Raw genomic sequence first — 12,238 nt, 5'->3', positions numbered from 1 at the left:
CCGAGGAGGGACCCCCATGTTCAGCGTCCTCATCCGCACGCCGGCTGCCGCGCCGCGCCGCAGCACCCTGATTGGCTGCGCCGCGGCCCTCGCCCTCGCTGCGGCCCTCGCCTGCGACCGCGGCCCGCCTCAGCGCGCGCCCTCGCTGGTCTCGCGAATCGAGCTCGCCGCCGGTAACGTCGCGTTCCAGGGGCCCGAGGGGAAGTGGCAGCCGGCCAGCAGCGGTCTGCTGCTGCGGCACGGCGCGCGGGTGCGAACGGGGGCTGGCGATCGTGCCCTGATCCGCATGGACGACGGCAGCGCCGTCTTCCTCCGTCAGGACACCGAGGTGCTGCTCGACCGGAGTGCGCTACGGCTGGAGCGGGGCGAGCTCTGGGTCGATGCGCCCGTCCGCGAGGGGGAGCCCTCGCCCTACCGCGCCGGTGCGGTGGCGGTCTCGGCCTCGGCGGCTGGGTTCGACCTGCGACGGAGCGGCGAGCAGGTGGAGGTCTACGTGGCCCGCGGGTTCGCGGTGGTCGATGCCCGAGGGGGCCGCAGCGAGGTCCAGGCGGGCGAGCGTCTGAGCGTCGTGCCGGGCCAGGCGCCCAAGATCAAGCCGGTCGCCTTCTGGGAGGATTGGACCGGCGGCATGGCGGATCGCGCGCCGGGCGGCCTCGGGGGCGCCGCGGCTGGCCGAATCTACGCCATCGATCGGAGCGCGCCGGGCAGCGCGCCGCGCGAGCTCGAGGTCCGCTACCAAAGGGTAGCGGTGATGATCCGCGACGGCGTGGCGCGGACCACCGTGGAGCAGAGCTTCTTCAACGCCGGTGCCACCCCCGTCGAGGGCTACTACTGGTTCACCGTGCCCGAGGGGGCGGCCGTCGATCGCTTCGCCCTCGAGGTGAATGGCACGCTGATCGAGGGCGAGGTGATCGAGCGCGACCAGGCCGCCCGGCACTATGAGCAGGCCGTGCGCGCGAGCCGCGACCCCGCGCTGCTCGAGTGGGTCGACGCGCGGACCTTCCGGGCGCGGGTCTTTCCGATCGCCACGATGGGCGAGCGCCGGGTGCTGCTGTCCTATATCGAGCTGCTGCCGACGATCGACCGCACCGTCCGCTACCTCTACCCGATGGCCGGCTTGCCGCGCGTGCAGGAGTTCGCGCTGGACGTGGACCTGGGCGAGGAGGGCCGCGACCTCAAGGTCGCCACCACGACGGATGCGCGTATCGAGGGGCGCGGCGCGAAGGTGACGATGCGCCGCTCGGGCTTTCGCCCGCAGGGCGACTTCTTGCTCGAGCTGGTTCAAGCGAAGGTCGCGCCGCTGCGCGCGGCCCGCGTCGCCAGCAGCCGTGGCGAGGCCGATTATGTGATGCTGCGCTACGCGCCGGATCTGGACTGGAACGCCGTCAAGGCGCCGGACGGGGACGTCGTGGTCGTGGTCGATACTTCGGCGAGCGGCGATGACGCCGAGCGGCAGCTACGGGCCGATATCGCCGAGGCGGTGTTGCGCGCGCTCTCGGCCGGCGACCATTTCGCGCTGATCGCCGTCGACCTGACGCCGCGCGTGGTGTACCCGCCGCAGGGGCTGGCCCAGGCCAACGACGGGGAGGTCGGCCGGGCGCTCGATCGGCTGGCGGCGGTCGTCCGCGGTGGGGCGACGGATCTGGGGGCCGTGCTCGACGTGGCGCTCCAGCGCCTGCACGGCAAGGCGCAGCCCGCGGTGGTCTATGTCGGCGACGGGCGGCCGACGGTGGGCGAGCTCGACGGCGAGGCGCTGGCGGAGCGCGTGACGCGATCGATCGCCGGATCGTCGGCGCGGCTCTTCACCATCGCCGCCGGTCCGGGCAGCGACCATGCGCTGCTCGAGCGGCTGGCGCGGATCGGCGGTGGACGGGCCTTTCGCGTCGACCTACCGCAGCAGGCCGTGCAGGAGGGTCTGCGCTTCGTCGGCGGGTTGAAGACGCCCACGATCACGGATCTGGTGATCGACGCGGGCGCGGGCCTCGACCAGGTCTTCCTCTCGACGGCGGGCAAGGTCTCACGCGGCGAAGAGGTCGTGCTGCTCGCGCGGACGCACCATCCCTTGCCCGCCACCATGCGCGTCAGCGGCAAGCTCGGTGGCGTGCCCTTCGAGGCGCGCAGCTACCCCGTGGCGCCGGAGCAGGGCGCGCGGGCGGCCTACGTGCCCAAGCTCTGGGCGCGACGCTACCTAGCCCAGCTGCTCGGCACCGACCGCGTGCAGAACCGCGGGACGATCGTGCGGCTCGGCGTCGACTACAGTCTGATGACGCCCTTCTCCTCGTTCCTGGTGCTCGAGAGCGAGGCCGCCTACCAGGAGCAGGGCATTCAGCGCAAGCCACGCGACCCGCTCTGGGGCGTGGTGCCGCAGGCCGCGATCGAGGTGATCGCGGCGGCACCGCTGGCGCTCTTTGGCTGCGACGGAGACCGCCCGTCGGCGTCGACGACCACGGTGAGCGCGGCGCCCGGCGGGGGGCTGCGTGTGCTCTCGGCGCGCGCGCCGGAGCAGCGCGGGCTTGCGGTGGGGGGGCTGCGCGTGCAGTCCGCTGCGAAGGCGGTGGCGAGCGAGCGGTCGGCAGCCATGGTGGGCTTGGGCACGCCTAGCGCGCCGTCCCCGGCCCTAGGCAGCAGCGACCGCTATGCCAGCGGGCCTGCCGGAGCACCGCCTGCGCTCAAGGACGGGCTGCGCCTCGGGCGCCGCGGCAGCTCCGGGCGCGCGGCCGAGAGCGAGGCCAATGCGGCCCAGGCGGATCAGGAGGCGGCGACGCTGGCGGCGAGCGCCGCGGTCGAGCAGAGGGACTACTGCAGCGACGCGTCGCGCCGTCCGCTCTACTTCCGCCTCGAGCTCTGGCGCCAGCGACTCGAGGCCGCCGGCGACGTCTACGGCTGGGTCGCCGTCTATCGCGAGGCCAGCGCGCGTTGCGAGTTGCCCCATCAGCGCGATCGCCGCGCCCTGCTCGAGCTCTTGCAAGAGCGGGTCAGCAGCGCGTCAGATGCGACGGTCTTGCTCGCTGCCCTGGAGCCTGCGGCGCGCGTGGTCGTGCAGCGACAGCTGCTGCGCCGGGCAATCGCGGCCGACTTCGCCGCGGCGATTGGTGGTGGTGAGGCGGCGGAGTGGGCGCAAGCCGAGGCGACCCTGGCCCAGGGCAGCGGCTGGCAAGAGCGCATCAGCGCGCTGCGCCGGCTCTGCGGCGAGCGACCGAACGCCCTCGGTTGCGTCGAGCGCCTGATCGTCACCCTGCGGCAGGCGGGCCAGCCGCGGCAGGCGCTGATCGAGGCCGAGCGCGTCCGGGCCCTGGGCCTGGCGAATCCGCGCATCCTGCAGCAACAGGGCGACCTGCTGGTGGAGCTCGGTCGGGGTGAGGAGGCGCGACGGGTCTACTCCGAGCTGGTGGAGTTCGCGCCCTCCGATGCGCAGGCCCGCCAGCTCCTCGGGGACATCTTTCTGCGCCACGGTTGGCACGAGGACGCCTTTCGCCAGTATCAAACCCTCGTCGATCGGCGGCGCGACGATCCTACGACGCTGCTGCGGCTGGCGGCTGCCGCCGCGGGCAGCGGGCACGTCGACCAGGCGCTGCGCCTCGAGCGACAGGTCGCGGGGGGTGAGGGCGAGCCGGGCCCCGAGGATCCCCGGCGCTGGGCGCGACTCTGGTCGGCCTTGCGCCTCGGGCGGCTCCTCTTGGCGAGCGCGGGGAGCAAGGCGAGCGCCCTGCAGGGCATGCAGCGCAGCTTGCAGCGGCTACAGGTGTTGCCGGCGGGTGGGGCCTTGGTGCTCCTGAGCTGGCAGGACTACGACGCCACGCTGGCGCTGGAGCTCGGCGCCGGGAGCCGCGGTCGGGTCGCCGTCGAGGCCATCGACGCCGGGCGAACGGGGCTCTACGCACTGGCCCTGCCGAGCCTGACGGAGGACGCGCTGCCGCTGGAGCTCAAAGGCCTGCGCTTGCCGCCCGACCGCCAAGTAAGGGCGCGGCTGACGCTGCTGCGTTGGGATGGTACGCGCCTGCGCGGCACGCAACAGGAGGTAATCCTGCAGGCGTCGGCCGACCCGCAGGCCCCGCCCGTGGTGCGCGAGCTCGTGCTGCCCCTGTCCTGAGCGCGACCCTTTCGCCCGCCGCCGAAACTGGATCGCAGCGCCCTCGGCGGCATAGGCGGCTGATCGCCTAGCCACCCCGCTGAAAATCATTGCATGCGACTCCGTGTTTCTGCAGTCTTCGCCGCCTCGGCGTACTGGTACGCCACCTGCATGCGTAGGCCCGCGCGGCGTGGGGTTCGAGGCGCCGCTTTGGAGCGTAATCGGTCTGGCTGGCATCGATCGGGCTGGTATTCATTCGGGCTGGTATTCATTCGGCCAGGTGTTCGCGGGAGCGGGCCCTTGGCGCACGCAGCGGCGGTCGCGCGTGGCGGCTTTCGCGATCGCAAATGAGGCTTGGAATCCATGAGAACGTGTCGGTGGCCGGTCCATGTGGCCGCAGTATTCACAACGGTGTTCGCAATCCTCGTCGCGCTCCAGGGCGTCGGCGCGGCGCAGGGTGGCGCCGAGTTCCCGTCGGTGCGCTTCGAGCCCGCGGTCAGCCCGCTGAACCTCTTTCAGACCGAAGGCGGGCAGACCCTGCCGCACCTCGGCTTCTCGGCGGGCTTTTATCTGCACTATGCCCACCGTCCCTTCGAGCTCGTGCGCAAGAGCGACGACAAGGTGTTGGCCCAGCTGATCGACTACCAGGTCAACTTCGACCTGCTGCTGGCGATCGGGCTCTTCAACCGCTTCGAGCTTGGCCTCGGCTTGCCGGTGACGCTCGACCAGTCCTCCGATGGCCTGGGGGTGCTGCGGCCGAGCAATCCGAGCAGCGGGCTCGCCGCCGGTGTCGGTGATCTGCGGATCGTGCCCAAGGCCCGCATCCTCACTGCTGGCTGGTTCACGCTCTCGGCCAGCGCGCCCTTGGCTGTACCGACGGGCAATCGTAGGAACCTGCTCGGCAGCGCTGGGGTGACCTTCGCGCCGCGCATCATCGCAGCGGCTGATTTTGGTCCGCGGGTTGGAGCGGCGATCAACCTGGGCTATCGCTTCCGCAAGGACGACAGCTTCAAGGTCAGCACCGACCAGGCGAACGTGGCGGTGGACGACGAGTTTCTGTTCTCGGCCGGAGCGCGCGTGGGCTTGTTGCTGCGTCGGCTCGACTTCATCGCCGATTTGACGGGCGGCCTCTCCACCAAGGACCTCGACGCCGAGGAGGTCAACGCCGAGCTGCTCGGGGGCCTGCGCCTCTACCTGCCGCTTGGCTTCTCGGCGAGCGTCGGCGCCGGGCCCGGTCTGACGCAGGGGGCAGGGACGCCCGCGTTCCGCGTCTTCGGCAATCTCTTCTTCCAATTCCCCGAGCAGGCGCATGAGCCCGCCGAGGCGGTGAGCAGCGCGGTGGGCGACCTCGACGGTGACGGCATCACCGACGATAAGGACCGCTGCCCGCGGCAGCCGGAGGACCTCGATGGCTTCGAGGATGCCGACGGTTGTCCGGATCCCGACAACGACCGCGATGGCCTGCTCGACACGGTCGATCGCTGTCCGCTCGAGCCCGAGGATGCCGATGGCTTCGAGGACGCCGACGGCTGTCCGGACGCGGATAACGACAAGGACGGCATCGCCGACGCGCAGGACCAGTGCCCGCTGGCGGCGGAAGATCGCGACGGCTACGCCGACGAGGATGGTTGCCCCGACGTGGACAACGACGACGACGGGATCCTCGACGTCAACGATAAGTGCCCGAACGATCCCGAGACGATCAATGGCGTCGACGACGACGACGGCTGCCCCGACACCGGCAAGGGCCCGGTGCAGATCATCGGGCGCAAGATCACCGTGCCGCGCATCTACTTCGCCACCGGCAAGGACGTCATCTTGGCGCGCAGCCTCGCGGTGTTGCGCCGCGCCGCGGAGCTGATTCGCGACAACAAATGGATCAAGAAGCTGCGCGTCGAGGGACATACCGACAGCGTGGGCGCCGACGCCTACAACCTCGATCTGTCCCAGCGCCGTGCGGCGAGCGTGATGCGGGTGCTCAACGACCATGGGGTGGACGCCAGTCGCGTGACCTCGGAGGGCCTCGGCGAGACCCAGCCGATCGCCAACAACGCCACCAGCGCCGGGCGGGCCGCCAATCGGCGCGTCGATCTGATCATCACGGACCCCGCGGGGTCGAGCACAGCGGTCGGGGTGCCGGCACCGGCCGCGGCGGCGCCGCGCTAGCTGCTGCGGTCGGCCTGGCCACGCAGCGCCTGGGTTTCGATTGCAAGACCTGATGGCTCGAGAGCCTAGGACAAGGACGAGAGGAAGCTCAATGAGACGTACAAGAATCCTGCTGCTGTCGCTCGCAATCTGCAGTGCCACCGTGGCGCGGGTGCGCGCCGAGGGCACGATCAACCTCGGTGAAGGGCAAGGCCTCAACGAGGCGACCGAGCTCAGCGTGGACATCCTCCACGCCGGCGAGGTGATCAACATCGCCGGGGGCACGCGGAGCTGCCATGACCTGGAGATCCAGGTGCTCAGCCCCGCGGGCGTGCAGGTCAACGGATCGCCCGTGATCCTGCACCAGGGCCATCCGTCTTGGCTGAGCAGTCTGCCCGAGGTGATTCAGCGGCCGGTGCGCTTCGTGACGACGGGACCGGGGACCTTCGTCGTGCGCCTGATCAACGTCGGCGACGAGTGCAGCTCGAACCCCGACGAGGAGGTCGTCGACCCCTTCGACGTCTCGGTGACGCCCGATTGCGACACGGTGGTGCGGCCCGCGCACCCCGTGCTTCCGGGCCGAGTCTCGTCCACCCACTGGATCGTCAATCCGGCTGACCGCGACCAGAGCGGCGCGACGAATGCGCGGCTCTACGGCCTGGTGACAACCTCACCGACGACGGATTTTACCTGGATGCTGGCCTTCGACGGGCTCGGCGGCAGTGACCGCTTCGACCTGGTCGCCAATAGCCTCGGGCGGCAGGGTAACGGCCACTACGGTACCTCGTCGGCCTTCGACAGCGACGCGTTCTGGCCGGCCTCCGAGCACCGCCTCTACCTGACGCCGCCGGCGATCGCCAAGGGGGGCACGCAGGCCCCGGGGTTTCCAGCTTCCGCCACCAGGGCTCCACTGCCGGCTGCACGACGGCGATTCCCGGCGCCGCGGGCGCCTTCAGCTTCAGCGCCACCCGCCCCGGCACCTACGTGATCACGATCGACACGGACGGCCATCCGGGCTTCGACCCGTCGCGCGACGTCGCGCTGCAGGGTCGGGCAAGTGCTGGGCCCAACACGGTGGCCTGGCGCGCCCAGGATGCGCAAGGGCGTCCGCTGGCTGTGGGGACCTATCAGGTCCAGATCTCACTGCGTAGCGGCGAGCTGCACCTCTTGGCCCACGACGTCGACACGCTGCGCAACGGGCTGAGGATCTTCCGCGTCGACAATCCGCGGTCGCCGGCTGCCGCGACGAGCACGCCGATGTTCTGGGACGATCGGCAGGTCAATGCGATCGAGCATAGCGGCTGCGGCCAGTGCGCCGGCAACAGCGAGTTCCAAGGGACCTCGTCTTGGTTCCAGCGACAGATCAATCAGTGCCAGGAGGCGCAGCAGATTGCCCCGGAGAATACCCACCCGCAGGGCCTCGCCAGCGGACGGCCGAGCGACCCCACCGTCTGCAGCGAGCCGATCACGGCCGCGCAGGCGAACGCGCACTGCTGGGGTGATTTCCAGAGCGGTCGCTGCTGGGGCGAGTCCCCCGGGCGCGGCGCGTGGATCGATACGTCGGTGTTCGCTTTCCAGGGCGTGGCAACGCTCTCGCTGAAGCTCTCGGATCCGAACGGCGACGATGACGGCGATGGCGTCCGCAATCGTGACGAGTGCCAGAGCGGCGGCGGTGGCGGTGGTGGCGGCGGCGGTGGCGGTACTGACCCGGCTGCGGTCGACACGGATGGGGACGGCCTCAGCGATGCGACGGAGCGCGGGAAGGACGCCGCCGGCAACCCGATTCCCGGCGCGAATCCCACGGATCCGAACGATCCGGATAGCGATGACGATGGGCTGAAGGACGGGATCGAGGACGCCAATCACAATGGCAAGTTCGACTTCGGCGAGACCAATCCCAACAACGCAGACACCGACGGCGACACGCTGCCGGATGGTTGGATCGACGCCGACCACGATGGCGTTCAGGACCGGGGCGAGGGGGAGGACTTCGACCGTGATGGCCTCGTCGACAGTGGCGAGACCGATCCGCGCAAGGCAGACACCGATGGCGATGGGCTGCGCGACAACATCGAACTCGGCATCGGCAGCGACCGCCAGCCGATCGAGCGCGCCAATCCGACCAACCCGCTCGATGCCGACAGCGACGACGACGGCTTGCTCGACGGGCGCGAGGACCTCAACGCGGACGGTCGTTACGATGCGGCGACGGAGACTAATCCGAATCGGCCCGACACCGACGGCGACGGCCTGGTCGACGGCTGCGTGGACTCCAATGGCGACGGCTGCACCCAGTCGGAGGGCGAGGACCTGAACCGCGATGGCCACCTCGACGCCGACGAGACGGATCCGAAGCATCCGGATACGGACCGCGGTGGCGAGCCTGATGGCTCCGAGGTGCGTGGTGGGCGCGACCCGCTCGATCCGAGCGATGACCTGGTCGACAGTGACAACGACGGCCTTCCGGATAACGTCGAGGATGCCAACCACAATGGCAACGTCGACCCCGGCGAGACCGATCCGCATAACGCGGATACCGATGGCGATGGGCTCCCGGACGGCGTCGAGGATGCGAACCACAACGGCACCGTCGATGCGGGGGAGACCGATCCTCGTAATCCGGACACCGATGGCGGGGGCGAGCCGGATGGCTCCGAGGTCAACGCTGGGCGTAATCCGCTCGATCCGGCCGATGACGAGCTCAAGGACCTGGCGATCTTGGGCGGTGGCGGCTGCGCGCTCGGCAGTGGTGCCGCCTCCGCGACGGGGCTGAGCTGGTTGGCGTTCTTGCTGCTTGGGCAGCTCGTCTGCCGGCGTCGCCGCGGCGCGCGCCCCGAACGCTCAGCGCAGCGCGAAGGCTGAGCCGGGGATCAGAAGACGTAGCCGAAGTTGAAGTGAAAGCGTCCATCCCGCGAGTCGCCGAGCCGAGGTCGTAGCGCGAAGGCGTACTCGAGGCTGAGAAAACCGACCAGCGTCACGATGCGCACGGCGCCGCCCGCGCCCTGCCTCGTGGCGCTCCAACGCCAATGCTCGAAGGCGTTGCGAATCACGCCACTGTCGAGGAAGAGCGCGCCCATCAGGGGGAGGCCCAGCAGTGGGCTTTCGCGCCAGATCGGGAATTGCAGCTCGACGTTGGTCAGCAGGCGGACGTTGCCGCCCTGTGGCGTCAGCGTCACCAGCTCGACGCCCGGCAGCGGGTAGAGCGGGCCGCCGATCGACTCCGCGAAAGCGAGGTCCTCTTCGTAGCCGCGAATGGTCGTGTCGCCACCGGCGAAGAAGCGCTCGACGCGCGGCAGAACCTTGGCATTTCCGAGCGGAAGGCCGTGGTCGTAGCGCGCGCCGGCGGCCAGCGTCAGGCCGGCGAAGAGCGGCAAGAAGCCGTGCGCGTGCAGCCGCAACTTGAGGAAGTTATCGGTGCCCGCGAGGGCTCGGGAGGCCCAGCTCAGCGTCAAGGCGCTGAAGTGCCCGCGCGTCGGAGCGAGCGGGTTGTCACGACGATCGTAGAGCAAGGCTGCGCTCAGCGCGCCCGTGCGCGTCGTCACGCGCGCCTGGTCGGCCTCGTCGAAGGGCGTCGCAGGCCGGTAGAGCCGCTCCTCGCTCAACACCTGCCGCAGCTCGTAGCGTAGGTACGAGGTCAGCCCGGGCCGCAGCGGGCGCTGGAGCGTCGCCGTGCCACCGAAGGTGGTGATATCGCCCAGCCGGCGCGTGCGCTCGTTGCGCATGAAGAGCGCGAGCTCGGTGCCGAAGAGCGAGCCCAGCGCGCGCGGATAGCTGAGGTTGAGCGTGCCGCTCTGGATCCGCGGCCCGAGCTCGCCGATCGCGTTGAGGTTGGCGCCGAGCCCGAGCAGGTTCTGCCAGTCGTAGCCGATCGTGCCGAAGAAGGCATTGTCGGTGCTCGCGCCGACCCCGAGCTCGACCGCGCCATAGTCGTCGTGACGTTCCTCGACCTGCAGCACCACGGGGACGACCCGAAGGCGGGCGGGCAGCCCGACGACGCGCGTGCGCACGGCGTTGAAGGCGCCGATCTGGCGCAGGTTCTGCTCGGTCAGCTCGAGGCGGCGGATGTCGAAGGGCGCGCCGGGCTGCAGTGCCACGAGCCTGCGAATGACGACGGAGCGCGTGTGGTTGTTGCCTCGGAGCAGCACGGGGCCGAAGCGCACCAGCGGTCCCTCGTCGACCGAGAGCAGGACGTCGACGCGGCCCCGGGCGGGGTCTGGAGCTTCCCGCGAGCGCACGGTCGCGTAGGGATGGCCGGCCTCGGCATAGCGCCGGACGAGCAGCTCCTTTGCCGCCGTGATGCGGTCGGCGGCGAAGGGCTGGTCCTGGGCGATCGGCAGGTCGGCACGCAACGTCGCTGGAGTGAGCGAGCGCACGCCGCCCAGCGCGATCGACCCGAAGCGCAGCGGCGCGCCCTCGTCGATCGTGAAGCGCACGTGGGTCTGACCATTGCGGAGCGCCGGCGCATCGGCGGCAAGCGCTGCGGCGAGGGCACCGGCGTGGCCGAGCAGCGCGGCGTGGGGGGCCAGGTCGCCGGTCACGCGGGCCTGGAGGTAGCCGTGGCTGCGATAGTGCCGCACGAGGCGCTGGGCGTCCTGCTCGAGCTGCGCCGTGGTGACGAAGCCTCCAGCGCCGAGCCCGAGCCACGGGTAGGGGCGCGTGCGGATCACCCGGGCCAGCGTCGCGCTGCTGAAGCTGCGATTGCCGACGAAGGCTACCGCCCGGACGCGACACTGGGGGCCCTCGTCGATGCGGAAGATGATCTTGTCGTGCGTTCGGTGCAGCGCGCGCGTGAAGCGGACGCGCGCGCGCAGGTAGCCTTGGCTCTGATAGAGGCGATGGAGGGCCTCGGCGCTGGTCGCCAGCTCGAAGTCGTCGTAGGCGCCGGAGCTGCGTAGGGTCAGGACGCGATCGAGCTCCGCGCGGCGGAGGTGCTGGTTGCCCAGGTATTCAATCTGGACGCGTTTGCGCTCCTGGATCTTCAGCGTGATCTTGATCGCGCGGCTGGGTGGCTGGTGACGGTCGATGGTGTACGAAGCCTGTACGCGTGCCCCCGTGTAGCCGCGGCGCTGGTAGCGCAGCGTCAACTCCTGAACGTTGCGTTCGAGTCGTTCGGTGTTGAAGGCTCGCCGCCAGAGCAAGACCTGCCCGCGAAAGAGCCTGGCGATCTCGTTTTGAGGGATGGCGGCCTTCCAGCGCTGGCCCTTGGGCACGGGGCCGAGCGGTAGCACCTCGACCGAGCCCACGCGATAGGTGCGGCCCTTATGCAAGCGGACGTCGAGATCGACGCGTTGCTGCTCGTCGGGGCGACTGAGCGTGAGGTCGACCCGGCCGTCGAAGTAGCCGCGGCGGGCGAGGAAGCCCGTGAGCCGCGCCTTCTGGCGGGCCATCGCGGCGGCGAGCGCGGGGCCCTCGGGGAGCGCCTGGCCGGGCCGAAAGCCGAGCCGTCGCAGGAGCTCCTGTTCGAAGAGCGGCCAATTGCCGCGCAACCTGATTCTGCGCAGCGTTTGGCGCCGACGGAGCTCGACGACGATCCGCTCGCCCGCGGCCCTGACCTGGACCACGCAGTAGCCGAGGTGCTCGTCGACGACGCTGGTGAGGCGGGCGAGTGCAGCGTGGGTCGCGCGTCCGGCCAGGGTCGCGGCGGTCGCGTTGTCCTCGGCGAGCGCGGCGCAGGGCGCCGCCTGCTGCAGCAGCCGGAGGCGCTCGGATCGATCCGCGGCGACGCCGTTCAGCAGCCCGCCGATGACCTCCGCCAGCAGCTCCTGGCGGTCAGCGAGCTGACCGATGAAGCTCAGCTCGCCTGGCCGCGGGGCCGCCAGCGCGAGGGCTGAAAGCCACCACGTGAGCGTCGCAGCCGCCGGAGCCACGCTACGATTCCACGCTGCCCGACGACCGCGCATGCGGGCGCGACTGTACCAGATGTGTCGTATCGTCACAGCGCGGGCAGGCTTTGATTCGCCGGGGCCAGCGCCTATAATGCTGCCCATGCGGCCAAGGTCAGCGAGGCGCGGCCAGCGGGCGATG

Annotated in this window: 5 protein-coding genes; 4 read left to right on the top strand and 1 reads right to left on the bottom strand. The window is 70.5% G+C overall.

What is annotated here, in order from left to right:
- Positions 1–16 precede the first annotated feature (16 nt).
- The 4 genes from IPL40_14045 (at position 17) to IPL40_14030 (ending at position 9,076) form a co-directional block, all read left to right on the top strand.
- Positions 17–4,090 carry a VWA domain-containing protein gene (locus IPL40_14045; GenBank protein ID MBK8482266.1) on the top strand — a complete coding sequence of 1,358 codons (4,074 nt, stop codon included), beginning with the start codon at positions 17–19 and terminating at the stop codon, positions 4,088–4,090.
- 390 nt (positions 4,091–4,480) lie between these two features.
- A complete protein-coding gene (locus IPL40_14040) occupies positions 4,481–6,235 on the top strand; it encodes an OmpA family protein (protein MBK8482265.1) in 1,755 nt (584 codons plus the stop codon).
- Between the two features lie 91 nt (positions 6,236–6,326).
- Positions 6,327–7,202 (top strand): hypothetical protein, encoded by an 876-nt coding sequence (locus IPL40_14035; protein MBK8482264.1) that lies wholly within the window; start codon positions 6,327–6,329, stop codon positions 7,200–7,202.
- A complete protein-coding gene (locus IPL40_14030) occupies positions 7,199–9,076 on the top strand; it encodes a hypothetical protein (protein MBK8482263.1) in 1,878 nt (625 codons plus the stop codon). The genes IPL40_14035 and IPL40_14030 overlap by 4 nt, the downstream gene beginning before the upstream one ends.
- Before the next feature lie 8 nt (positions 9,077–9,084).
- Here IPL40_14030 and IPL40_14025 read toward each other — a convergent pair whose 3' ends face one another.
- Positions 9,085–12,081, bottom strand: coding sequence for a BamA/TamA family outer membrane protein (locus IPL40_14025; GenBank protein ID MBK8482262.1), 2,997 nt, complete (start codon positions 12,079–12,081; stop codon positions 9,085–9,087).
- Between the last annotated feature and the right edge of the window lie 157 nt (positions 12,082–12,238).

The organism is Pseudomonadota bacterium (assembly GCA_016711215.1).
GTDB lineage: Bacteria > Myxococcota_A > Polyangia.
The sequence above is the reverse complement of the archived record's forward strand: the minus strand, read 5'-3'. Positions and strand labels throughout refer to the sequence as shown.